Origin of the sequence: Streptomyces sp. ADI96-02 (assembly GCF_003846185.1) — a bacterium.
GTDB lineage: Bacteria > Actinomycetota > Actinomycetes > Streptomycetales > Streptomycetaceae > Streptomyces.
Map to the genome: position 1 here is coordinate 973,861 of NZ_ML123034.1, position 24,081 is coordinate 997,941.

22 protein-coding genes are annotated in these 24,081 nt (G+C 74.3%); 4 read left to right on the plus strand and 18 right to left on the minus strand.

The window, feature by feature from the left end:
• Positions 1-62 precede the first annotated feature (62 nt).
• The 9 genes from EES43_RS04185 to infC form a co-directional block, all read right to left on the minus strand.
• Positions 63-593 (minus strand): NUDIX domain-containing protein, encoded by a 531-nt coding sequence (locus EES43_RS04185; RefSeq protein ID WP_124267418.1) that lies wholly within the window; start codon positions 591-593, stop codon positions 63-65.
• A gap of 88 nt (positions 594-681) precedes the next feature.
• On the minus strand, positions 682-2,031 hold the full coding sequence (locus EES43_RS04190; RefSeq protein WP_124267419.1) for a transcriptional regulator: 1,350 nt from the start codon (positions 2,029-2,031) through the stop codon (positions 682-684).
• Positions 2,032-2,476: 445 nt separating this feature from the next.
• A complete protein-coding gene (gene pheT, locus EES43_RS04195) occupies positions 2,477-4,987 on the minus strand; it encodes a phenylalanine--tRNA ligase subunit beta (protein ID WP_124267420.1) in 2,511 nt (836 codons plus the stop codon).
• Positions 4,987-6,126: a phenylalanine--tRNA ligase subunit alpha gene (gene pheS / locus EES43_RS04200; RefSeq protein ID WP_124267421.1), complete on the minus strand. Its 1,140-nt coding sequence runs from the start codon at positions 6,124-6,126 to the stop codon at positions 4,987-4,989. The genes pheT and pheS overlap by 1 nt, the downstream gene beginning before the upstream one ends.
• Before the next feature lie 152 nt (positions 6,127-6,278).
• Entirely contained in the window at positions 6,279-7,421 is a 1,143-nt protein-coding gene (locus EES43_RS04205; protein ID WP_124267422.1) for a sensor histidine kinase, read from the minus strand.
• Between the two features lie 170 nt (positions 7,422-7,591).
• Positions 7,592-8,437, minus strand: a complete 846-nt coding sequence (locus EES43_RS04210; protein ID WP_124267423.1) for a TrmH family RNA methyltransferase — start codon at positions 8,435-8,437, stop codon at positions 7,592-7,594.
• Between the two features lie 118 nt (positions 8,438-8,555).
• Positions 8,556-8,939 (minus strand): 50S ribosomal protein L20, encoded by a 384-nt coding sequence (rplT, locus tag EES43_RS04215; RefSeq protein ID WP_003970214.1) that lies wholly within the window; start codon positions 8,937-8,939, stop codon positions 8,556-8,558.
• A 107-nt stretch (positions 8,940-9,046) separates the two neighbouring features.
• A complete protein-coding gene (gene rpmI / locus EES43_RS04220; protein ID WP_003970213.1) occupies positions 9,047-9,241 on the minus strand; it encodes a 50S ribosomal protein L35 in 195 nt (64 codons plus the stop codon).
• A 120-nt stretch (positions 9,242-9,361) separates the two neighbouring features.
• A complete protein-coding gene (gene infC / locus EES43_RS04225) occupies positions 9,362-10,021 on the minus strand; it encodes a translation initiation factor IF-3 (protein ID WP_124267424.1) in 660 nt (219 codons plus the stop codon).
• Between the two features lie 389 nt (positions 10,022-10,410).
• On the opposite strand from infC, the gene EES43_RS04235 reads away from it, so the two are divergent.
• Positions 10,411-10,773 (plus strand): DUF1844 domain-containing protein, encoded by a 363-nt coding sequence (locus EES43_RS04235; RefSeq protein WP_124267425.1) that lies wholly within the window; start codon positions 10,411-10,413, stop codon positions 10,771-10,773.
• A gap of 80 nt (positions 10,774-10,853) precedes the next feature.
• Here EES43_RS04235 and EES43_RS04240 read toward each other — a convergent pair whose 3' ends face one another.
• The 4 genes from EES43_RS04240 to EES43_RS04255 form a co-directional block, all read right to left on the minus strand.
• A complete protein-coding gene (locus tag EES43_RS04240) occupies positions 10,854-11,564 on the minus strand; it encodes an MIP family channel protein (protein ID WP_124267426.1) in 711 nt (236 codons plus the stop codon).
• A 129-nt stretch (positions 11,565-11,693) separates the two neighbouring features.
• The gene (locus tag EES43_RS04245; RefSeq protein WP_124267427.1) at positions 11,694-12,422 is read right to left on the minus strand and encodes an SseB family protein; all 729 of its coding nucleotides are present in this window, start codon (positions 12,420-12,422) and stop codon (positions 11,694-11,696) included.
• 117 nt (positions 12,423-12,539) lie between these two features.
• A complete protein-coding gene (gene mycP / locus EES43_RS04250) occupies positions 12,540-13,715 on the minus strand; it encodes a type VII secretion-associated serine protease mycosin (RefSeq protein ID WP_124267428.1) in 1,176 nt (391 codons plus the stop codon).
• Positions 13,712-14,485, minus strand: coding sequence for a hypothetical protein (locus EES43_RS04255; RefSeq protein WP_241192605.1), 774 nt, complete (start codon positions 14,483-14,485; stop codon positions 13,712-13,714). The genes mycP and EES43_RS04255 overlap by 4 nt, the downstream gene beginning before the upstream one ends.
• A 671-nt stretch (positions 14,486-15,156) precedes the next feature.
• Between EES43_RS04255 and EES43_RS04265 the strand changes: the two genes are divergently transcribed.
• Complete coding sequence (locus tag EES43_RS04265; protein WP_124267429.1) at positions 15,157-16,359, plus strand: amino acid deaminase/aldolase; 1,203 nt, start codon at positions 15,157-15,159, stop codon at positions 16,357-16,359.
• 48 nt (positions 16,360-16,407) lie between these two features.
• Here the strand turns inward: EES43_RS04265 and EES43_RS04270 are convergent, their stop codons facing one another.
• Entirely contained in the window at positions 16,408-17,340 is a 933-nt protein-coding gene (locus tag EES43_RS04270) for a LysR family transcriptional regulator (protein ID WP_124267430.1), read from the minus strand.
• 70 nt (positions 17,341-17,410) lie between these two features.
• On the opposite strand from EES43_RS04270, the gene EES43_RS04275 reads away from it, so the two are divergent.
• Complete coding sequence (locus EES43_RS04275; protein WP_124267431.1) at positions 17,411-18,583, plus strand: TDT family transporter; 1,173 nt, start codon at positions 17,411-17,413, stop codon at positions 18,581-18,583.
• Here the strand turns inward: EES43_RS04275 and EES43_RS04280 are convergent.
• The 4 genes from EES43_RS04280 to EES43_RS04295 form a co-directional block, all read right to left on the minus strand.
• Positions 18,522-19,232 carry a helical backbone metal receptor gene (locus EES43_RS04280; RefSeq protein ID WP_124267432.1) on the minus strand — a complete coding sequence of 237 codons (711 nt, stop codon included), beginning with the start codon at positions 19,230-19,232 and terminating at the stop codon, positions 18,522-18,524. The two genes, EES43_RS04275 and EES43_RS04280, sit on opposite strands and share 62 nt — an antisense overlap.
• 8 nt (positions 19,233-19,240) lie before the next feature.
• Positions 19,241-19,786, minus strand: a complete 546-nt coding sequence (locus EES43_RS04285; RefSeq protein ID WP_124267433.1) for a helix-turn-helix domain-containing protein — start codon at positions 19,784-19,786, stop codon at positions 19,241-19,243.
• A 154-nt stretch (positions 19,787-19,940) separates the two neighbouring features.
• Positions 19,941-21,746, minus strand: a complete 1,806-nt coding sequence (locus EES43_RS04290) for an ABC transporter permease/substrate binding protein (protein WP_124267434.1) — start codon at positions 21,744-21,746, stop codon at positions 19,941-19,943.
• A complete protein-coding gene (locus tag EES43_RS04295) occupies positions 21,739-22,896 on the minus strand; it encodes a quaternary amine ABC transporter ATP-binding protein (protein ID WP_124267435.1) in 1,158 nt (385 codons plus the stop codon). The genes EES43_RS04290 and EES43_RS04295 overlap by 8 nt, the downstream gene beginning before the upstream one ends.
• Before the next feature lie 237 nt (positions 22,897-23,133).
• Between EES43_RS04295 and EES43_RS04300 the strand changes: the two genes are divergently transcribed.
• Complete coding sequence (locus tag EES43_RS04300; RefSeq protein WP_206430163.1) at positions 23,134-24,042, plus strand: 5'-3' exonuclease; 909 nt, start codon at positions 23,134-23,136, stop codon at positions 24,040-24,042.
• Positions 24,043-24,081 lie beyond the last annotated feature (39 nt).

The following is a 24,081-nucleotide window of genomic DNA, read 5'->3' on the forward strand; positions in this document are numbered from 1 at the left end:
CCTCGAAGGGCCGGTCCGGGCACCAGCGCCCGGACCGGCCCTTCGCCGTGCGCGACGGCCGGTCAGCCCAGGCGCAGGTGGTGGAGCATCAGCAGGGCCGCCGCCATGTTCGCGGCGGGCACCTCGCCCCGGGCGATCATGTCGGGGACCAGCTTGAGCGGTATCCACTCCCGGCGGGAGGACTCGAAGGCGTCCTGCGGAGGGCCGGTGTAGTCCGCCCGGTCGGACCAGTAGAGGTGGTGGCGGGCGTCGGTGAGTCCGTTCGCCGGTTCCACGGTCAGCAGCGGGCGCAGCTCGCCGGGACGCCAGCCGGTCTCCTCCTCCATCTCCCGGGCCGCCGCCGCGGCGATGTCCTCACCGTCCTCGACGACGCCCGCGGCCAGTTCCCAGCCCCAGCTGTCGGTGATGAACCGGTGCCGCCACAGGAGCAGGACCTCGTTCGCCTCGTTGACGACGGTGGCCGCCGCCACGGGCCGCAGCCGGATGACGAAGTGCTCCAGGTGCCGGCCGTCCGGGAGCAGGACATCCGCCAGGTTCACCCGGAACCACGGGTTCTGATACACACTCTGTTCACTCAGGTTCGTCCACTGCACGTTTCTGCCGCCTTTCGACATGTCGGTGGCAACATGCCAGCAGGGTCCGCTTCCCGGCGGGAACGCGCGACGAGGGTGTCGCCGGAGCTCACAGAGGCACGCGGAGCGCCCCGTCGATCAGGTCCGCCGTCCGAGCGGCGTCGGCGCAGCCGCTCTCGGCCAGTTGCCGCCGCACCTGGCGCAGCCGGTCGCGCAGCCGCTGGGACTCCATGCCCCGGGCCCGCTCGGCCATTTCGGCCGCCGTACCGGCCGCCCGGTCCGGCTCGCCCTGGAGCAGTTCGATATGGCTGAGCATCGCCAGCCGGTGCACGCGCCCCCGGTCGTGCGCCGGGGCGCGCACGGCGGAGGCCGCGTACTCCCGTGCTGCGGGCAGATCCCCCAGGCTGAGCAGCGCCTCCGCCACTTGGACGTCGACCAGCCCCGGCTGCACGTACCCCGTCTCGTCCGGCTCCCGGCCCGTGTGGATGCGCCCGGCCTGTGCCTCGGCCCGGCCGATGCAGGCGCGGGCGCTCGCCGCGTCGCCGAGCCTGCCGTACGCCTTGGCCTGCATGGCGTGCAGATCGGCGGCCAGGGCCGGGGTGATGTGGTCCCCGGCGGCCCGCAGCGCGGCCTGGGCGAAGGCGATGGAGCGGCGGTAGTCGCCGAGGAACAGCGACTGGGTGACCAGCAGGGCGATGACGTAGCCGCCGAGGCCGCGGTCGCCGCTGGACTTGGCGAGCCGCAGCGCCTGGTGGAAGTAGCGCTGGGCCAGTCCGTGGGCGTCGGAGTCGTAGGCGCAGATGCCGGCCACCGCCACCAGTCCGGCCGTCGCCCGGTGCAGCCGCCGGCCGACCGCGTCGCTGTGGCCGCCGCGCAGCAGGGGCGCGGCCTGCGCGTTGAGGAAGTGGACGATCCGGGGGCGGGTCGCGATGCCGCCCGCTTTCCGGTACATCTGCTCGTAGTGGTCGCGGGCCGAGCGCAGCACCGCTATGTCGGCCGTGCTCACCCGCACCGGTCCCGGCCGTGACACGTCGGTGTCCTCCGGCGGGTTCTCCCACTCCCAGACCGGCATCACGGCCGTGGTGCCGGTGACCGCGGGGACGGTGGCCAGGTGCGGGCGGCGCTGTTCGTCGGAGCGCCACAGGGCCGTCGCCCGCTCGACGAAGCCGGAGAGCGAGGCGCCGTGCGCGGCGGCGTCCGCACCCGGGGCCGCGGAGACGCCCATGCCGATGTCGTCGAGGCCGACCGGTCGCCGCAGCCTGCCGCCCAGCACCTCGCAGATCAGGTCCGGCACCTGGCCGCGCGGTCGCTGCCCCTTCAGCCAGCGGGACACCGCCGTGTGTTCGTACCGCAGGTCCAGGCCGCGGGCCCGGCCGGCCTGATTGACGTGACCGGCCAGTCCCGCCCGGGAGACCTCGGCCTCGTCGATCAGGGATTCGAGCAGGACATTCGGCTCCATCGTCCCCCCTGGTGCGTGTCGCACCGAGCCTAAGGGGTGTCCGGTTCACACGGGGTGTGAACGCAATGCCCGAACCCTCCGGCCGTGCGCTCTGCCGCACGGGGTCCGGGCTCGGTTGAATGGGCTCCTCGCAAGAGGCGGCCGGGTCGTCGGCTCCCCCTCGTAACGGTTGACGACCCGCACCCGCGCCCGTCCGCACCGCCGACCTGCCCGACACTCCGGGGCGGTGCGGGCGGCGCGGCGGACCGCACGACCCACTGCCCCAGAGTGAAGGAGGGTGGCCGCGGGTCGCCGGCCGGAACCGCGTTCCTCCCGGTTCCGCTCCCGGCCCGCGTGCGGTCCACGCGCCGATCGGCGGGACAGGAGAAGGGGCGTATCCAGTGGCCGGATACGCCCCTTCCCGACGTCGTCTGCCCGTCCACCGCCGAGCGGTGCCGGATGCGGCCTACGCGCCGCGGAGCACCGCGCCCGTACGCTCCGCCGCCAGGGCGACGGCGGCGTCGCGGGCGGCCGACGCCTCCTCGACGGTCAGCGTCCGGTCTGCGGCACGGAACCGCAGCGCGTACGCCAGGGACTTGTTGCCCGCCCCGATCTGCTCGCCGGTGAAGACGTCGAACAGCCGCAGCGATTCGAGGAGTCCGCCCGCGCCCTCGCGCAGCGCCTTCTCCACGTCGGCGGCCGGGACGTCCTCGGCGACCACGAGCGCGACGTCCTGGGTCGCCACCGGGAAGGCGGAGATCCGGGGCGCCCGGAGCGCGCCGTCGACGGCCCGTTCCAGGACGTCGAGCTCGACCTCGGCGGCGCAGGTCCGCTCGGGAAGGTGGAGCTCCTTGATCACGCGCGGGTGCAGTTCGCCCGCGTGTCCGAAGAGGGTCTCCTCGCCGTCCACGGTGACGTACAGCGCGGCGCAGCGGCCGGGGTGCCAGGGGGCGTGCCGGTCGGCGCGGACGGTCACCTCGACGCCGGCCTCGCGGGCGATGGTCCGGGCCGCCTCGACGGCGTCCGCCCAGGTCGCCGGCGTGCCCCTGCCCCACCAGCCTGCCTGCTCGCGGGCGCCCGCGAGCACGACGGCGGCGCGGCGCGGCTGGCGCGGCAGCGCGGCGTTGAGAGCGGCGATCTCCTCGTCGGTGGGACGCCGGTCGACGGGCAGCCGGACGGCCGGCGTCTCGTCGCCGGTCGGCCGGAAGACGAGACCGGTCTCGAAGAGCGCGAGGTCGTGGCTGCCGCGCCCGTCGTTGCGCCGCAGCGCGCCCAGGAGGCCGGGCAGCAGCGTGGTGCGCAGCGCCGGCTCCTCGTCGGAGAGCGGGTTGACGAGCGTGACCGTGCGGCGGCGGGCGTCGTCCGCCTCCACACCGAGCTGGTCCAGGACGGCGGGGCCGATGAACGGGTAGTTCAGGGCTTCGACGTAACCGGCTCCGGCCAGCGCCCGGCCGATGCGGCGGTGCAGCCGCTGGCGGTCGGTGAGACCGCGGCCGGAGGGGGGCGTCGGCAGGGTGGAGGGCAGGTTCTCGTAACCCTCCAGCCGGATGACCTCCTCGGCCAGGTCGTTCGGCTCGGCGAGGTCGGGGCGCCAGGACGGCACGGTGACGATCAGCTCGTCCTGCCCGTAGACGTCGCAGCCGACCTGCTGGAGGCGGCGCACGACGGTCTCGCGGCCGTACGCCACACCGGCGACCCGGTCGGGGTGGTCGGCCGGCATCGCGATGCTGCGGGGCGCGGACGGCGAGCTGATCTCGGTGACGCCGGCCTCGGCGGTGCCCCCGGCGAGCAGGACCAGCAGGTCGACGGTGCGCTGCGCGGCAGCGGCGGCGGCCTGCGGGTCGACGCCGCGCTCGAAGCGCTTGGACGCCTCGGAGGAGAGGCGGTGGCGGCGGGCGGTGCGGGCGATGGAGATCGCGTCGAAGTGCGCGGCCTCGATGACCACCTCGGTGGTGTGCGACTCCTCGGCGGCGTCGGCGATCTCCGTGTCGGCCCCGCCCATGACGCCCGCGAGGCCGATCGGCCCGCGGTTGTCCGTGATGACCAGGTCCTCGGCGTCCAGCACGCGCACCGCGCCGTCCAGCGTGGTCAGCTTCTCGCCCTGCGCGGCGCGGCGCACGCCGATGGGGCCGTCGACCCGGGTGCGGTCGTAGGCGTGCAGGGGCTGGCCCAGCTCCAGCATCACGTAGTTGGTGACGTCCACGGCGAGCGAGATCGGGCGCATCCCGGCCTTCTGGAGGCGTCGCCGCATCCAGATCGGGGAACGGGCCTCGCTCTGGAGTCCGGTGACGGTGCGCGCGGTGAAGCGGTCGCAGCCGATCGGGTCGGAGATCCTGACCGGGTAGCCGTACGCGTTCGGCGCGGGCACGTCCAGGAGGGCCGGGTCGCGCAGCGGCAGGCCGTAGGCGATGGCCGTCTCGCGGGCCACGCCGCGCATCGACAGGCAGTAGCCCCGGTCCGGTGTGACGGCGATGTCCAGGACCTCGTCGACGAGCTGGAGCAGCTCGATCGCGTCCGTGCCCGCCTCGTGCTCCGGCGGCAGCACGATGATGCCGTGCGTGCCGTCGTCGCCCATGCCCAGCTCGTCGGTGGAGCAGATCATGCCGTGGGAGGTCTTGCCGTACGTCTTGCGGGCGGCGATCGCGAAGTCTCCGGGCAGCACGGCGCCCGGCAGGACCACGACGACCTTGTCGCCGACGGAGAAGTTGCGGGCGCCGCAGACGATCTCCTGCGGTTCGCCGGTGCCGTTGGCGGAGCCGACGTCGACGGTACAGAAGCGGATGGGCTTCTTGAACCCCTCCAGCTCCTCGATGGTCAGGACCTGTCCGACGACCAGGGGGCCCTTGAGACCCGCGCCGATCTGCTCGACGGTCTCGACCTCCAGGCCGACGGAGACGAGCTTGGCCTGTACGTCACGGCCGGTCTCCGTCTCCGGCAGGTCGACGTACTCCCGCAGCCAGGAAAGCGGGACGCGCATCAGATCTCCATCCCGAACGGCCGGGTGAACCGGACGTCGCCCTCGACCATGTCTCGCATGTCCTCGACGTTGTGGCGGAACATCAGCATCCGTTCGATGCCGAACCCGAAGGCGAATCCGCTGTACCTGCCCGGGTCGACGCCGCAGGCGGTCAGCACCTTGGGGTTGACCATGCCGCAGCCGCCCAGCTCGATCCAGCCCTCGCTGCCGCAGGTGCGGCAGGGGCGGTCCGGGTTGCCGACGGACTCGCCGCGGCAGACGTAGCAGACCATGTCCATCTCGGCGGACGGCTCGGTGAACGGGAAGAAGTTCGGCCGCAGCCGGGTCTTCATGTCCGGGCCGAAGAGCGCCTGGACCATGTGGTCGAGGGTGCCCTTGAGATCCGCCATGGTCAGGCCCTCGTCGACGGCGAGCAGCTCGATCTGGTGGAAGACCGGGGTGTGCGTGGCGTCGAGCTCGTCGGTGCGGTAGACCCGGCCGGGGCAGACCACGTAGACGGGGGGCTTGCGCTCCAGCAGGGTGCGGGCCTGGACCGGCGAGGTGTGCGTGCGCAGCACGACGCCGGACTCGTCGCCCTCGGTCGCCCTGCCGTCGGGCGTGGCGCCCCGCACGAAGAAGGTGTCCTGCATCTGGCGGGCCGGGTGGTCGGGCACGAAGTTCAGGGCGTCGAAGTTGAACCACTCCGCCTCGACCTCGGGGCCCTCGGCGATCTCGTAGCCCATGGCCACGAAGACGTCCGCGACGCGCTCCATGAACGTCGTCAGGGGGTGGCGGGCGCCGGCCGGGGTGCGGTCGTAGGGCAGTGTGACGTCCACGGCCTCCTCGACGAGCACCCGGGCGTCGCGCTCGGCCTCCAGCTCCGCCTGGCGGGCGGCCAGGGCCTTGGAGACGGCGCCGCGGGCCTGGCCCACGCGCTTGCCCGCCTCGGCCTTGGCCTGCGGGGGGAGGGCGCCGATCTCGCGGTTGGCGAGGGACAGCGGCGAGGCGCTTCCGGTGTGCGCGGTCTTCGCCTGGGCGAGCGCGTCGAGATCGCCGGCGGCGGCGAAGGCGGCGAACGCCTCGTCCCGCAGGCGCTCGATCTCTTCCGGTTTCAGTGCCTCGACCTCGACTGGGTCGTACGACTTGTTCGGTGCCGACATCTCTTCCCGTGCTTCCGATTGGCTGGTGGCGCGACCCCGCTGGAGACCGGAGGACGCAAAGGTGCCAAAGGTCGAGTCTAAGGGCCGCCGGACGGTCACCGGGCCGGTGGGCCGCGCCCGGTCGCTTCGCGGGCCCGCCCGCGGGGCGGGCCTCAGTTCAGGTAGGCCGGGGCGCTGACGGGCAGGACGAAGCGGAACTCGGCCCCGCCGCCGGGCCCCCGGCCCACCGTGATGGTCCCGCCGTGGGCCTCGACGATGCCCTTGACGATGTAGAGGCCGAGGCCGGTTCCGCCGCGCTTGCTGCCCCGCCAGAAGCGGGTGAAGACGCGGCCCATCGACTCCTCGGGAATGCCGGGGCCCTCGTCGCTCACCGTGACCGCCGTTCCCGTCTCGTCTCCGGCGCCCGGCGCGGGTGCGGGGGCGATCTCGATGGTGACCGTTCCCTCGCCGTGGCGCACCGCGTTTTCCAGCAGGTTGCCGAGGACCTGGTCGACCTTGTCGGGGTCGGCCCACAGGTCGGGCAGGGGCCGGAGGGTGCGGACGAGGAAGCGTTCGGGGGCCTGGCCGCCCGCGGTGAGCGCCTGGACGTGGCGCTCGACGGCCGCGGAGACGTCCACCGGCTGGCGGCGCAGCTCCAGGCGGCCGGAGTCGATCCGGGAGATGTCGAGCAGTTCGGCGATGAGCCGGGTGACCCGCCCGGCGTCCGCGTCGACGGTCTCCAGCATCAGCCGCTTCTGGTCGTCGGTGAAGCGCTCCCACTTGGCCAGCAGGGTGGCGGTGAACCCTTTCACCGAGGTCAGCGGGGAGCGCAGCTCGTGCGCGACGGTCGCGATGAGTTCGGCGTGGCTGCGCTCGGTGCGGCGGCGGGCCTCGGTGCCGCGGAGCGAGACCACGACCCGGCGGACCGGGCCGGTGGGCCGCTCCCGTACGTAGCGCGCGGAGACCAGGACCTCACGGCCGCCGGGCAGGAGCAGGTTGCGCTCGGGCTGTCCGCCCCGGATGGCGAGCCCGCCGTACGGGTCCGTCAGGGCCCACCAGCGGGTGCCCTTGAGGTCCTCCAGCGGAAGCGCCTGTTCCAGCGGGAGGCCGAGGGCGGCGGCGCGGGGGGTGGCGGTGATGCGGGCGGCGGCGGCGTTGAAGCAGACGACGCGGCCGTTCTCGTCGGCGACGACGAGGCCGTCGGGGAGGTCGTCCGGGTCGACGCCCGCGCCGAGGACGTCCGGGCCGGGCGCTTCCCCGGCGGTGCGCACGACGGCCGTCCGCGTCGGACGCGGCCTGCTCATGCCGACAGACATGTCCCGTATCCCACCTCTCGAACCGGTGCAGTGGGCCCCCGAGTGCGTCACCCTACTAGCCGTCGGTGAACGGGCGACACCCTGCGGGGGCGCGCGGCGGGCGCACGCCGGGGCGCGGGGAGCGGCCCCGGCCGGGGGCCGCCGGGGTGCGGGCCCGCCGGCCGTGCCCGCTACGCGCCGGGGGCGCGCCGGGGCCGCTGGGCGCGCGCCGACGCGTAGAGGCAGACGGCGGCGGCGGTGGCGAGGTTGAGGCTCTCCGCCCGGCCGTGGATGGGGACCCGGACGACGGCGTCGGCCAGGGCGCGGGTCTCCTCCGGCAGGCCCCACGCCTCGTTGCCGAAGACCCAGGCGGTGGGGCCGCCCATGGTGCCCGCGTCCAGCTCGTCGTCCAGGTCGTCGGAGCCGGCCCCGTCGGCGGCCAGGATGCGCACCCCGGCGTCCCGCAGCCCCTGTACGGCCTGCTCGACGGGGACGCCGACGGCCACGGGCAGGTGGAAGAGCGAGCCGACCGACGCGCGGACGGACTTGGGGTTGTAGAGGTCCACCGAGGCGTCGGTGAGGACGACCGCGTCCGCGCCCGCCGCGTCCGCACAGCGCAGGACCGTTCCGGCGTTTCCGGGGTCGCGGACGTTGGCCAGGACGGCGACCAGGGAGGGCTTCGCGTCGAGGATCTCCTGGAAGGGCGAGTCCAGGAAGCGGCAGACGCCGATCAGGCCCTGGGGCGTGACGGTCTGCGAGACGTCGGCGAGGACGTCGCCGTCGGCGAGGTGGACCCGGGCGCCGGCCGCGTGGGCGGCGCCGACGATGTCGTCGTACCGGTCGGCGGCCTCAGGGGTGGCGAACAGCTCGATCAGGGTCGCCGCGCCGTCGCCGCCCCGGTGGGCGGCGGCCTCGCGCACGGCCTGGGGCCCCTCGGCGATGAACCTGCGCTCCTTGCCGCGGAAGTTCCGCCGGGCCAGCCGGCGGGCTGCGGCGACGCGCGGGGAACGCGGGGAGATCAGTTCGGGGATGCCCATGGTCGGCGGCGAGCCTCTCTGCGTACGGAGGTGGGGGTCAGCGGGGGGCAACGCACCGGACCCGCAGGCGGCGTGCGCCTGCGGGTCCGGTTCGCGTACCTGGAAGGTGGCGCCTGGATCAGGCGGCCTTCGGGGCGTTGACGTCGCTCGGGAGGGCCTTCTGGGCGACCTCGACGAGGGCGGCGAACGCGTTGGCGTCGTTGACCGCGAGCTCGGCCAGGATCTTGCGGTCCACCTCGATGTTGGCGGCCTTCAGACCCTGGATGAGGCGGTTGTACGTCATGCCGTTCTGGCGGGCAGCGGCGTTGATGCGCTGGATCCACAGCTGACGGAAGTCGCCCTTGCGCTTCTTGCGGTCGTTGTAGTTGTAGACCAGGGAGTGGGTGACCTGCTCCTTGGCCTTGCGGTACAGACGCGAGCGCTGACCCCGGTAGCCGCTGGCGGCTTCGAGGATTGCCCGGCGCTTCTTGTGGGCGTTGACTGCCCGCTTGACGCGTGCCACTTGTTAACTCCTTGTAGCGGGGCCGTGGTGGTCCTCACACGGCCCGGAAACGAATTGGTCCCGGTGTGATCGAGGTCGTGCCTCCGGGGTGAGCCGGAGGCCGGGCCTCACTTGCCGAGAAGCTTCTTGATCTTCTTGGCGTCGGCCGGAGCCACGACGACCGTGCCGGTCAGCGAGCGGGTCTTCTTGGACGACTTGTGCTCGAGAAGGTGGCGCTTGCCGGCCCTCTCGCGGAGCACCTTGCCGGAGCCGGTGATCTTGAAGCGCTTGCTGGCACCGCTGTGCGTCTTGTTCTTCGGCATCGCGCCGTTCTCTCCTCGTCAGTGGCGCCCCTCACGGTGCGGGGCACCGGACAGCAGGGGCGTCAGATCTCTATGGGATTCCGGGGGGACCCGGGGCCGCCTGGATGGCAGCCCCTGAGGTCACGCCTCGGAAGGTGTGTCGGCCGGAGCCTCGGCCGCCGGGGCCGGGGCCTCGGCGGAGTCGCCCGTGGACGCGGCGTCGGACGAACCCTGACGCTCCGCCTTGCGGGCGGCCTGGGCCTCGCGGGCCTCGGCCATGGCTTCGGTCTTCTTCTTGTGCGGGCCCAGAACCATGATCATGTTCCGGCCGTCCTGCTTCGGGTTGGACTCGATGAACCCGAGGTCCTCGACGTCCGAAGCGAGACGCTGGAGCAGTCGGAAGCCCAGCTCCGGGCGGGACTGCTCACGACCACGGAACATGATCGTGATCTTGACCTTGTCGCCCTGCTTGAGGAACCGGACGACGTGACCCTTCTTGGTGTCATAGTCGTGCGGGTCGATCTTCGGCCGGAGCTTCATCTCCTTGATGACCGTGTGCGCCTGGTTCTTGCGCGCCTCACGGGCCTTCATGGCCGACTCGTACTTGAACTTCCCGTAGTCCATGAGCTTGCACACGGGCGGACGGGCGGTCGCCGCCACCTCGACCAGGTCGAGGTCGTACTCCTGTGCGAGCTCCAGGGCCTTGGCAAGCGGAACAATTCCGACCTGCTCGCCGCTGGGTCCGACAAGTCGCACCTCGGGAACGCGAATCCGGTCGTTGATGCGGGGCTCGGCGCTGATGGATCCTCCTCGGTAGCACCACGCGACCGCCTGGCGGACAGCCGCGTAACGTCTGTAACGTCAAGACCAACCGAGCCGGAAGCACAAAAACGCCCCGGACGGGACACAGGCGGGGCTCCTCGAACTACCGGAGCACCGCCGCGGTCAACCGCGGGGCGCACATCGGGCGGCTCCATCGTCCGTACGGAACGATGGGCGCCACCTGACCGGTGACCCGCCGTCCTGCACGGACGGCCGGGTGGGAGATCGGAGCCTCCACTTGTGGGCCGGTCACATAGGTGTCCGGCCGGTCGTCACACCAGGCTAGCAGGGCGCCCGCGCGTGCGCTAATCCCGCGCTCCCCCGCTCCCGCGGGCGGGGCCGTCGGACCCTGGCCTTATCGTGTGGGCATGAGCGACGCCACCCCCAGCAGTGACAACCCCGACTTCGACGACATGGCCCGCGACATCGCGGAGGTCCCCGCGGTCGAGGTGATCGTGACGGTCGCCGTCAACCTGATGAGCGCCGCCGCGGTGAAGCTCGGCCTCACCGAGGAGGGCGAGGAGCACAAGGACCTCGACGAGGCGCGCAAGCTGGTCCAGGCCCTGGCCGGCCTGCTGGACGCGAGCGCCACGGAGATCAGCACCTTCCACGCGTCCCCGCTGCGCGACGGACTCAAGTCCCTCCAGCTCGCCTTCCGCGAGGCGTCGCTCGTCCCGGACGAGCCCGGCAAGGGCCCGGGCGAGAAGTACACCGGCCCGGTCTACGGCTGATTCCTCCGGCCGGACCCGGAACGCGGGAGCCCGCCGTCCCCCGTGGGGCGGCGGGCTCCCGCGTCGCGTGCGGGGCTCCGTCAGGAGGGCTCCGGGGTCTCGGCCGCCACGTTCGGCACCGGGTGGGTCAGCCGGTGGGCGTAGGCGGCGATCGCGCCGCCGATCAGCGGCGCGACGATGAACAGCCAGAGCTGCGACAGGGCCGCCCCGCCGGCGAACAGCGCCGGGCCGAGGCTCCGCGCCGGGTTGACCGAGGTGCCGGTCAGCGGGATGCCGACCAGGTGGATGGCGGCCAGCGCGAGGCCGATGGGCAGCCCGTCGAAGCCGACCACCGCGACCTTGTGCGTCACCGCGAGCACCACGTAGACCAGCAGGAACGTCAGCGCCACCTCGGCGATGAACGCGCCGGCGATGTTGATGCCGACCGCCGAGCGGTCGCCGTAGCCGTTGGTGCCGAACTTGCCGGTCGTCTCCAGCCCGGGGATCTGGTTGGCCAGCAGGAAGAGCAGGGCCGCGCCGACGATCGCGCCGAGCACCTGGGCGGCCCAGCGCTCGACGGCGGACCGCAGGTCGATCCGGTCGGCCAGGTACATCCCGAGCGTCACCGCCGGATTCACGTGGGAGCCGGAGATCGGGCCGAGCGCGTAGGCGAGCGCGAGGAGGGTGAAGCCGAAGGTGAGGGCGATGCCCACCGTGCCGAGGTACTCGACGGCGAGCGCGGCGGATCCGACTGCGAAGAACACCAGCAGCAGGGTGCCGAGGAACTCTGACGCCACGATCCGCGTCTGCATGGAACCACCTCGCGAGCTTGGTCGGCCGGCCGGATTCCTCCGGATTCCCGATCATTCTCACGGCGGAGCGGGCATCGCGCTCGCTGGGCCGCGGGCGGCCCGGCACGAGGGGCCGGTCGCCTTCCGGCCTCAGCGCGTGAACAGCGGCTCACCCGGCGCGACGGCTCCGGCGGGCAGCAGGGCCAGGTCCAGTCCGCCGACCAGCCGGGCCCGCAGCACCTCGCTGGCCGACAGGGCGGAGGCGAGGCGGCGGACGGTCTCGGCGGGCGCTGCGTCCGGGGCGAGGACGAGTGCGAGGGTGCCGTCCGCCCGGCCGGGGCCGAGGTGGGCGCGGACGACCGCGGGCTCGGCGGCGACGGCCTCGCGCACGGCGTCGACCACCGCGGGGTCCTGGAGCGGGTCGGTGCTGGTGCGGTTCTCGGCGAGGGCCAGCAGCGCCTGCCCGGTCAGTTCGAAGGCGACGGGCCCGGCCAGGTCCAGCACGACGGTGTCGGCCTTCTCGTGCGCGGCGGCCTGGAGCGCCTGGTGCAGCGGTACGGCGACGGGTCGGGCCTCGGGGTCCCAGCGGGCCAGCGACGCGGTCGAGGTGAAGGCCGGCAGCGCCCGCCGGTCGCCGGCCTGGAGGGTGGGGACGGCCATGTCGCTGGTCTTCTCGCGGCGCAGCCCCCGCTCGTCCTCCTCCACCTCGCCGAGCACGGCGACGACCGGCACCAGGAGCCGGGCGTCGCGGAGCGCGGCGAGGACCGGGCCGACGGCGGTGCGGTCGCGCGACCAGGCGTCCAGCGCCCGGGTCAGGGCGGGAGCGGCCGAGCCGTCGTCGTCGGAGTAACCGGGGTCCGGGATGTTCTTGAGCGCCACGGGACGAGCGTAGTGCCTGGGCCGGTACGCCTCCGCCGCAGGTCCGCGCCCGGCGTCCGGGGCCGCCGCGACGGGGGCGGGGCGGATTCTTCGGCGGCGCGGGGCCGTTCGGGGGGCTCAGCGGCGGCCGGGGGCGTTCCTGCCGCGCCACAGGACGACGGCGAGGGCCAGCAGGGCGGCGCCGAGGCCGCCCGCGAGCGGGGCCGCCCAGTTCACCGGGGCCCCGCCGGGGCGCGGCGGGGTGGGGCCCGGGCCGAAGTACCGCTCGCGGTATCCGGCCGCGGCGGCGGGGCGCCCGTCCGGTTCGGCGGGGCGCAGCCTCGATCCGGCCTCGATGGCCTCGGCCGGATCGACGACGCCGTAGCCGCGGGCGTCGTCGCGGCCCTCGGCCGGGGCGTCGCGTGCCGTGTCGGCCAGCAGCTTCTTGATCTGTGCCGGGGTGAGGCCGGGGTGGGCGGCGCGGACCAGGGCGACCGCGCCGGAGACGAAGGCGGCGGCGGCCGACGTGCCCCACTCGATGTAGTAGTGGCCGTCCGGGTTGGCGACGACGATGTCGACTCCGGGCGCGCTGACCGTGGCGTACCAGCGGCGGGTGGAGAACGCGGCGCGCGTGCCGTACTTGTCGACGGCGGCGACGGCGATCACTCCGGGGTAGGCGGCGGGGTAGGAGATCCGGTCGCCCTTCTCGCCGCCGTTGCCCGCCGAGGCGATGACGGAGACGCCTTTGGACAGGGCGTACTGGATGGCGGAGTCCTCGCCCGGGTCGGGGTGGGCGGACTCGCTGTCGTCGCCGAGGGAGAGGTTGATGACGTCGGCGCCGTTGTCGGCGGCCCAGCGGATGCCGTCGGCGAGGGCCGCGCCCCGGGATTTGCGGGCTTTGGCGCGGGAGGGGTCCTTGGACTCCAGGATCACCCGGACGGGCAGGACGCGGGCTTCGGGGGCGATGCCGAGGACGCCGTCGCCGCGGCCGGGGCCGCTGCCGCGTCCGGCGATGATCCCGGCCATCGCGGTGCCGTGCAGGGCCCAGGAGGAGTCGCCGCGGGTCGCGCCGAAGCCGACGAGGTCCTTGCCGGGCAGCACCTGGCCCGCCAGGTCGGGGTGGGCGTCGTCGACGCCGGTGTCCAGCACGGCGACGGTGACGCCCCGGCCCCGGGTGGTCTGCCAGGCCCGGTCGGTGTGCAGCGCGGAGAGGGCCCACTGCTGGTCGCGTATGGCGTCCGCCTGGGCGGGGGCGGCGGGGGTGAGCGCGAGGACGGTGGCGGCGCAGACCGCGGCGAGGACGCGGCGGGTCATTCCGGCGGCTCCGCGAGGTCGGCGACGGTCCCGCGCAGACCGCGCTCCACCCGGTCGGCCAGCCCCTTCGCCTCGTGGCCGAGGCCGGCCTGGGCGACGTCGGTGGCGGCGCCCGGCGCCATGGCGGCGGCGGCCGGCTGCGGGTCGGCGACGGTGCGCGCGTCGGCGAAGCCGGAGACGGCGAAGAGGACGACCGGGATCTCGGTGAGCGGGCGGACGGTCCAGCTGGCCCGCTGCCGGTCGCCGAAGCCGGCGGCGACGGTCCCCTCGGGGGCGTACGCGCGTGGCATGAGGTCCGTGCGCGCGGTGAGCTTCTGGCCGGTGAAGCGGGTGCCCAGCGCCCGCATGCCGGCGGCGTCCGCCGCGGTGAAGACCATGCCGACCGTGGTGACGCCGGAGCGGGTGGCGTCGGCGTAGGTGGCGCGCACCAGGCGCTCGCAGCCGACGGGCCGGAGCGTGGTGAGGAGCAGCGGGTCCAGGCCGCCGGCGCAGTCGCCGTCGGGGGCGACGGCGATCCGGTTCCAGGTGCGGTCGGTGCCGCCGGGGCCGGCGCCGACGCCCTTGAGGGTGCGCGGGAAGAGCGTGTCCACGGGGACGCTGTGCCAGGCGTCGCGGCCGATGGCGTACGGGGTGCCGGCGGACCGGGCTGAGGAGTCGCCGGTCAGCCAGGCGCCGGTGGCCGCGCCGCCGATCAGCCCGAGGCCGAGGACGACGCAGGCGGCGGCCACCGCGGTCCGCCGGCGTGAGCGGGGCCGGATCGGCCGGAGCAGGGTGGTGGTCTCCGCCGGGGTCTCCGGGTAGCCGTAGCGGGCCGGTACGCGGTACGCGCCGGGCGGCGGCGGTGCGGCTCCCGGCGGCGCGACCGGTCCGGCAGGCCCGCCGGACCCGCCCCGGGTGAAGTGGGGCGGCGGCGGTGAGCCGGGGTGCGGGGGGCGCGGTCCGGCGGGGGGCGCGGCCTGCCGGAGGGTGGTCGGCCGAAAGGTGGTCGGCCGGGGAGTGGTCGCGGCGGGCGCGGGCCGGGCGGGCGGTACGGCGGTCCCGGTCGTCCCGGCGGGCGGAGCGGCCGGCGGGGGCGCGGCGGGCGGCCGGAGCGGGATGCGCGGTGGCGCGGCCTGCGCGGCGGGCGGGGTGCGCGGGGTTCCGGAGGGCGGCGGGACCGGCGGGACGGGGGGAGGGTGCGGGGCTCCGGTGGGCGGCGGGGCGGGTGGTCCGGCCGGGCGGGGCGGCACGGGAGCGCGCTGCGCTTCGGTACTCATCCGGCCCCCTGGTTCACGTCCTCGTACCGACCACGGATCACCGCCACCGAGAGGCACGTTGGTGCTCGCGTGCCGGTCACTCTACGGGCTGCGGGCGGGCGGCGGGGAACAGGACTCCCGCCCCGGGACGATCTGCCCCGAACGTCCCCCTACCCAGCGGTACGGCTCTCTGGCAAGCTGCGGCCATGACTGCCCGTGCCACTGACCGGACCCGGTACGACCGGGCCACTGCCCATCTCGACGCCCCGATCGCGATCGTGGATCTGGACGCGTTCGACGCCAACGCCGACGACCTGGTGGGCCGGGCGGCCGGGAAGCCGGTCCGGGTGGCGAGCAAGTCGGTGCGGTGCCGGGACCTGCTGGAACGGGTGCTGGCCCGGCCCGGGTTCGCCGGGATCATGTCGTACACGCTGGCGGAGTCGCTGTGGCTGGCGCGGGCCGGTTTCGAGGACGTGCTGCTGGCCTATCCGTCGGCCGACCGGGCGGCCTTCGCCGAGCTGGCCTCGGACCCGAAGCTCGCCGCCGCCGTGACGGTGATGGTGGACGACCACGCGCAGTTGGAGCTGATCGACGCGTCCCGGGCCGGCGGGCGGGAGGAGATCCGGGTCTGCCTGGAGCTGGACACCTCGCTGCGGATGCTGGGCGGCCGGGTGCGGATCGGGGCGCTGCGCTCGCCCCTGCGCACCCCCGCGCAACTCGCCGAGCTGGCCCGCTCGGTGGCGCGCAGGCCGGGCTTCCGGCTGGTGGGCCTGATGGCGTACGAGGGGCACATCGCCGGGGTGGGCGACTCGGTGGCGGGCCGACCGCTGCGGTCCCGGGCGATCCGGCTGATGCAGGCCGCCGCCCGCAGGGAGCTGGCCCTGCGGCGGGCCGAGGTGGTGCGGGCGGTCCGCGCGATCGCTCCCGACCTGGAGTTCGTGAACGGCGGCGGCACGGGCAGCGTCCAGCACACGGCCGCCGAGGACGCGGTGACGGAGATCGCGGCCGGGTCGGGGCTGTACGTCCCCCGGCTCTTCGACAACTACACCTCGTTCCGCGCCCGGCCCGCCGCGCTGTTCGCCCAGCCCGTGGTGCGGCGGCCCGGGGTGGGCGTGGTAACCGTGCTCGGCGGGGGCTACCCGGCGTCCGGCGCGGCCGGGGCCGACCGGTCGCCCGTGCCGTATCTGCCGCAGGGCCTGCGCTACGACCCGCAGGAGGGCGCGGGCGAGGTGCAGACCCCGCTGCTGGGCCCGCCCGCCGACGATCTGCTGATCGGCGACAAGGTCTGGTTCCGGCACGCCAAGGCCGGCGAGCTGTGCGAGCGCTTCGACACGCTGCACCTGATCGAGGGCGACCGGATCGTGCGGAGCGTGCCGACGTACCGGGGCGAGGGCCGGACCTTCCTCTGACGGCCGGGCCGGGCGCGGCCCGCTCCGCGCGGGGGCGCGTTCGGCCGGTCAGGCGTCCCGGCCGGTGAGCGACAGCAGGTCGCGGGCCGGTCCGGCCGGCCGGGGGCCCGCCGGCCAGACGGCGCGCAGTTGGCGGCGCAGCCGTACGCCGGCGACCGGGACCCGGACCAGGCGGCGGGCGGACAGCTCCTCGCCGAGGGCCAGTTCGCTCAGGACGCAGGGGCCCGCGCCGCTCTCCGCCGCGCCCTTCGCGGCGGTCGTGGAGGACAGTTCCAGCAGAGGCTGCGCGAGGCCGCCGTGCACGGCGAGCGCGGCGTCCAGGACCTGCCGGGTGCCGGAGCCGTGCTCGCGCAGGATGAGCGGGGTGGCGGCCAGTTCCTGGGGCAGCAGCGGGGTGCGGCGGCGGGCCCAGGGGTGGGCGGGCGCGACGGCGACGACCAGCCGGTCGTGGGCGATGACGGTGCCGTCCAGGCCCTCGGGTATCGACAGCCCCTCGACGAATCCGAGGTCCGCCTCGCCGGTGACGAGCTTGCGGGCGACCGCCGCCGAGTTGCCGACCAGCAGGGAGACGGCGGTGTCCGGGCGTTCGGCGCGCAGGGCGATCAGCCAGCCGGGCAGCAGGTACTCGGCGATCGTCATGCTGGCCGCGACCCGCAGCCGGGAGTCGCGCCGGTCGCGGAGCGCCTGGGCTCCGGCGTCGAAGGACTCGGCGGCGTCGACGACCCGGCGGGCCCAGTCGGTGACCAGCGCGCCCGCGTCGGTCAGGCGGGAGCCGCGCGGGGAGCGGTCCAGCAGGGCGACGCCGAGCTGCCGCTCCATGGACCGGATGCGGCTGGAGGCGGCGGGCTGGCTGATGCCGACGTCCCGGGCGGCCCGCCCCAGGCTGCCGTGGCGGGCGACGGCGAGCAGCAGCTCCAGCGCTCCGAGGTCGGGGACCCGGTGGGAGAGAGGGATGCGGGGGTCACGCTCGGCGCTGGGCATAAAGCCAGCTTATGACCTCATAGGAACGGGGTCCCTGGTGGGCGCGGACGCCCCCGCGAAGAATCGTGGCATGGCCATCCTTCCGCGGACCGGGGCAGCCGCGCAGGCGCGCCCCGCCGTCCTCCTCCCCCGCCCGGCGGCCGTGCGGCTGCCGTCCCTGCGGCACGTCGGCCCCAACTGGTACGCGAGCGTGATGGGCACGGCGATCGTGGCGAGCGCCGGGGCGGCGCTGCCGGTGGACGTGCCCGGCCTGCGGGCGGTGCTGGTCGCCGTGTGGGCGCTGTCCGCTGTCCTGCTGGCGGCCGTGCTGGCGGCCCGTGCCGGGCACTGGGCGTTCCACGGCGACCAGGCCCGCGCGCACCTGCGGGACCCGGCGGTCGCGCCGTTCTACGGGTGCCTGTCCATGGCGCTGCTCGCCGTCGGCGGGGCCACGCTGACCGTGGGGCGGGACGTCGTCGGCGAGCGGGCCGCGCTCGCGGCGGACGTGGCGCTGTTCACGGCGGGGACGGCCATCGGGCTGGTCGGCGCGGTCGTGGTGCCGTATCTGATGGTGGTGTGCCACCGCCCGGGGCCCGGCACCGCCTCGCCGGTCTGGCTGCTGCCGCTGGTCGCGCCGATGGTCTCGGCCTCGCAGGGCGCTCTGCTGGTGCCGCGGCTGCCGGCCGGGCAGGGCCGCGAGGCGCTGCTGCTGTCCTGCTACGCGATGTTCGGCCTGTCCCTGCTGGCCACGCTCGTGGTGCTGCCGCTGGTCTTCGCCCGGCTCGTCCACCACGGGCCGCTGCCCCTCGCGCTGACGCCGGCGCTGTTCCTGGTGCTCGGGCCGCTCGGGCAGTCGACGACCGCGGTCAACCAGTTGGCGGACGCCGCGCCGGGCGCGGTGGCGGCCCCCTACGCCTCGGCGTTCGGCGCGTTCGCGGTGCTGTTCGGGGTGCCGGTGACGGGGTTCGCGCTGCTGTGGCTGGCGCTGGCCGGGGCGCTGGCGGTGCGGGCGGCCCGGCGCGGCATGGGGTTCGCGATGACGTGGTGGGCGTTCACCTTCCCGGTCGGCACGTGTGTCACCGGGGCGGCCGGTCTGGCGCGGCACACCGGGCTGGACGCGTTCGTCTGGCTCTCGGCGGCGCTGTACGCGTTCCTGGTCGCGGCCTGGGCCGTGACCGCGGCGCGGACGGCCGCCGGGGTGGTCAGCGGAGCGCTGACGGCAGCTCCCGCGCCGCTCCGGCCAGCGACGGCCCGTACCACGTGAGCAGCCGCCCGTCGACGAGGGCGGCGGGCAGTCCGGGGAACGCCTCGGGCCCGTCGTCGGCGGTGAACCGGTAGGGCTCGTCGGGCAGCACGACCCGTTCGGCTCCGGCCGCGTTGAGTTCGTCGAGCGGGATGCGCGGGTAGCGCTCGGCGTGGTCCGCGTACACGTTGCGCAGGCCGAGGCGGGCCAGCAGGTCGCCGGCGAAGGTGTCGCGGCCGAGCACCATCCAGGGCCGGCGCCAGATGGGGACGATGACGGGGCGCGGCGGGCCGCTCGGTGCGGGGAGCGCGGCCCAGGCGGCCCCGGCGGCGTCCAGCCAGGCGGGCCGGGCGAGGCCGCAGCCGGCGACGAGGACCCGGTCCAGTTCGGCCAGGGCCTGGTCCAGCGTGCGGATCTCGGTCACCAGGACGTCCAGGCCGCCCTCCCGCAGCGCGGCGAGGTCGGCGGCGCGGTTCTCCTCCTCGTTGGCGATGACCAGATCGGGGGCGAGGGCGGCGATCGCGGCGGTGTCCGGGTTCTTCGTGCCGCCGATCCGGGCGGCGGCGAGATCGGCGGGATGGGTGCACCAGTCGGTGACGCCGACCAGCAGGCCGGGGGCGGTGGCGGCGACGGCCTCGGTGAGGGAGGGGACCAGGGAGACGACGCGCACGGGTCCTCCTACCGGCGTGAGTCGTACGTCGCGTCGATGTGCTCCGCGACCGCGACGACCAGGAGCCGGGTGCCGGGGACGGTCGCGCGCCAGCGGTGGCGCACGCCGCCGGAGAGGAACAGCGTGTCGCCGCGGCCCAGCCGGTACGCCCGGCCCTCGGCCTCGACCTCCGCCGCGCCCTCGACGACGTACATCAGCTCGTCGTTGCGGTGCTGGAACTCTCGGCCGAGGTCCTGTTCGCCGGTGAACTCCAGGGCGCTGAGCTGGTGGCGGCCCCTCACCACGCGGCGTACGCCGTCGCCGTCCCCGCCGCGCACGACGTCCACGGCGCGCGCGGAGTCGGCGGCGGCGCGCAGCCGCGCGGTGGTGGTCTCCAGCGCCTCTGCGACCCGGTCGAGGGAGCGGGCGCTGGGGCGGGCGCGCTCGTTCTCGATCTGGCTGAGGAAGGGCACGGACAGCCCGCTGCGCGCGGCGACCGCGGCCAGCGTGAGCCCCAGGGTTCTGCGCCGGCGGCGGACCGCGGCGCCTACGCGCGGTGTGTCCTTGTCGTCCATTCCCAGCTCCCTCCCGCCCAGCCATCCTCGCGGCTGCCAGCACCTTACGCACATGGTTACGCGAGACGTCCGGGAAAAGACCGCTGGGCAGCGAGAAGGGGCGGGCCCCGCCCGACGGCGGAACCCACCCCTTGACCTGCGCTTTCGCGTCCGGCTATCCCTGCACGGGGGCCAGCTTGTCCGCGATGCCCGGGTTGTCGTCCAGCCAGGTGCGGACGGCGTCCTGCTCCTTGCCCGATCCGGCCTTCTGGATCTCGGCCTCAAGGCTGGTGAGCTGCTTCTCGGTCATGGTGAAGTCCTTGAGCCACGCGCCGACCTCGGGGTTGTCGGCGGTGAAGCCCTCGCGGGCCAGGGTGTGGATGCCGTCGCCCTTGCCCCAGAGGCCCTTGGGGTCCTCCAGCTTGGTGAGGTCGTACTGGTTGTAGGCCCAGTGCGGCGACCAGAGCGGGACGACGATGGGCTCCTTCTTGGCGTAGGCGCGCTTCAGCTCGGCCAGCATGGACGGCGTGGAGCCGTCGATGAGCTTGTACTCCTGGTCCAGGCCGTAGCCCGGCAGGAGCTTGTCCTTGAGCAGGCCCATCTCGCCCGCGCTCGGCTCGATGCCGACGATGCGGCCCTTGAAGTCGGAGCCCCTGCCCTTGAGGTCGTCCATCGTCCGGACGTCCTTCAGGTACGCGGGCACGGCCAGTTCCAGCGAGGTCGGGCCGTACCAGGAGCCCATGTCCTCCAGGCGGTCCCCGTACTTCTTCCAGTAGCTGGCGTGGGTGACCGGGAGCCAGGAGTCGGTCTGGAAGTCGATCTGCCCGTTGGCCATGCCGGTGTAGAGCGCGCCGGCCTCGTACTGCTTGACGTCGACCTCGAATCCGCGGCGCTCCAGCATCTCCTTCCAGAGGAAGGTGGAGGCGATGCCCTCGTCCCACGGGATGTATCCGATGCTGATCTTCTTGCCCGCGCCGATCTGCGCGGCGCCGTCCGCGGCGGTGTTCCTGGCGGGGCCGCCGAAGAGGCCCAGGCCGCCCGCGACGAGCGCGAGGACGACGACGCCGGCGATCGCGACGGCGGGCTGCGGGCGGTGGTTCCAGATCTGCCGGCCGCCGGCGGCGGCCCGGGACCTGGCGACCGCGCGGCGGGCCAGCGGGGAGACCTCGCGGCCCAGCGCGCTCGTCATGCGGTCGAGGTACATGGCGAGGATGACGATGGAGATGCCGGCCTCGAAGCCGAGGCCGACGTCGACGTTGCCGATGGCGCGGTAGACGGAGCCGCCGAGGCCGCCGCCGCCGACCATGCCCGCGATGACGACCATGGACAGGCCGAGCATGATGACCTGGTTGACGCCCGCCATGATCGTGGGCAGCGCGAGCGGCAGCTGGACGCGCAGCAGGGTGTTGCGCGAGGTGGTGCCGAACGCCTCGGCCGCCTCGACGAGCTCGGCGTCGACCTGGCGGATGCCGAGTTCGGTCATCCGGACGCCCGGGGGCAGGGCGAAGATGATGGTGGCGATGATGCCGGGGACCACGCCGACGCCGAAGAAGATGACGCCGGGGATCAGGTAGACCATGGCGGGCATGGTCTGCATGAAGTCCAGGACCGGCCGGGTCACGGCGCTGACGGCCTTGGACCGGGAGGCCCAGATGCCGAGCGGTACGGCGACGACCAGGGTCACGAGCGTCGCGACGAGCACCAGGGTCAGGGTGTCCATCGCCTCGTCCCACAGCTCGACGGAGTCGATGAGGGCGAAGCCGGCGAAGGCGAGCAGCCCGGCGAGCAGGCCGCGCAGCCACCAGGCGACGACGGCGACGATGCCCGCGAAGAGGAGCGGGGCGGGGGCGGAGAGCACGGCGGCGATGCCGTCGAACATGCCGCTGACGAGGGCGCTGATCGCGTCGAAGAGCCAGGCGAGGTGGGTCTGCAGCCAGTCGACCGCCGAGTCGACCCATTCACCGAGGGGGAGCCTAAACACGGGCCACCTTCTTCGCGCCGTCGGCCGGATCCGTGACGGTGGCGGCGTCCGGGTCACCGGCGGCGTCCGGGGCCTCGGCGGGGCTCATCGGGTCGCCGAGGACGGCGAGCAGCCGGGAGCCGGGGACGACGCCGACGAGCCTGCCCCGCTCGTCGGTCACGGCGACCGGGTTCCCGCTCCGCGAGCAGGGCGTGAAGAGCTCGATGATCGGCGTGGACTCCGGGACCGCGGCGGGGGCGGCGGCGAGCACGTCCTGCGGGGTGCGCAGCTCGCTGCCGTCGTCCGCGCGGTCGCCCATGACGGTGTGCGGTTCGGCCATGATGGCGCCCGCGGTGAGCACCCGGGAGCGGTCGACGTCCTGGGTGAAGGAGGCGACGTAGTCGTTGGCCGGGGTGACGAGGATGTCCTCGGCGGTGCCGAGCTGGACGATGCGCCCGTCGCGCATCACGGCGATCCGGTCGCCCAGGCGCATGGCCTCGTTGAGGTCGTGGGTGATGAAGACGATGGTCTTCTTCAGCCGCTTCTGGAGCTCCAGGAGCTGGTCCTGCATGTCGCGCCGGATCAGCGGGTCGAGCGCGCTGAAGGACTCGTCCATCAGGAGCAGGTCGGCGTCGGTGGCCAGGGCGCGGGCGAGGCCGACGCGCTGCTGCATGCCGCCGGACAGTTCGTCGGGCCAGGACTTCTCCCAGCCGGCGAGGCCGGTCAGCTCCAGCGCCTCGGCGGCGCGCTTCTCGCGTTCGGCACGCGCCACGCCCTGGACCTCCAGGCCGTACGCGGCGTTCTCCAGGACGCTCCGGTGGGGGAAGAGCGCGAAGTGCTGGAACACCATGCTGATCTTGGAGGAGCGGACGTGGCGCAGCTCGCGGGGGCTCAGGGCGGTCAGGTCCTGGCCGTCGAAGAGCACCCGTCCGGCGGTCGGGTCGAGCAGCCCGTTGAGCATCCGCAGCAGGGTGGACTTGCCCGAACCGGACAGTCCCATGACGACGAAGATCTGGCCCGGTTCCACGGTGAACGACGCGTCGATCACCGCTGCGGTCGTTCCGTCGGCGCGCAGTTCGTCGCGGTCGGCGCCGCTTTCGAGCTTCCGCACGGCTTGATCGGGTCGTCTGCCGAACACCTTGTACAAGTGCTCGGCCTGCAGCCTGGACACATACACCTCACGCGTTGAACGAAAACGGTCCGCCACCCCCGCCGGCAGACCGTGGAGCGGTGCGGATTCGGCCCGCTCGACACGTGCGCCGGTGGAAAATGCGACGTGGTCCGCTCCGGTGGCGCGCCTGCCCGTACTTACACGCGTCAAACACCTGAGTGACCCAGGTCACCGGCGGGCGGTCGACGGCGGCTGTCGGCGCGGTGCGGCATCATCGGGTCCGTGACGCGACGCCTGATGCTCCTCGACACCGCCTCCCTCTACTTCCGCGCCTACTTCGGCGTTCCCGACTCGGTGCGCGCGCCGGACGGGACGCCGGTCAACGCCGTGCGCGGGCTCCTCGACTTCATCGCGCGCCTGGTGCAGGACCACCGCCCGGACGAGCTGGTGGCCTGCTGGGACGACGACTGGCGCCCGCAGTGGCGGGTGGACCTGATCCCCACGTACAAGGCGCACCGGGTGGCCGTCGAGACCCCGGCGGGCCGGGCCGACGAGGAGGAGGTCCCCGACACGCTCGCTCCGCAGGTCCCGATCATCCGGGAGGTGCTGGCGGCGCTCGGGATCGCCCGGGTCGGGGTCGCGCCGTACGAGGCGGACGACGTGATCGGCACCCTGACGGGACGGGCGAGCGGCCCGGTGGACATCGTGACCGGCGACCGCGACCTCTACCAGCTGGTGGACGACGCCCGCGGGGTGCGGGTGCTCTACCCGCTCAAGGGCGTCGGCACGCTCCAGGTGACCGACGAGGCGTGGCTGCGCGAGAAGTACGGCGTGGACGGCCCCGGTTACGTGGACCTCGCGCTCCTGCGCGGCGACCCCAGCGACGGACTGCCGGGCGTGCCGGGCATCGGCGAGAAGACGGCGGCGAAGCTGCTGGACGCCTTCGGCGACCTGGCCGGGATCATGGCCGCGGTGGACGACCCGGCCGCCCGGCTCACCCCGTCGCAGCGCAGGCGGCTGGACGAGGCACGGGAGTACGTCGCGGTCGCTCCGAAGGTCGTGCGGGTGGCCGCCGACGTGCCGCTGCCCGCCTTCGACCCGGCGCTGCCGCGCGAACCGCGCGATCCGGCCGCCCTGGCGGCGCTGGCCGAGCGGTGGGGACTGGGCGGTGCGGTGCGGCGGCTTCTGACGACACTTCAGACCTGAGGTGTTAACTTAGGCATACCTAAGCCATCGAACACGTCG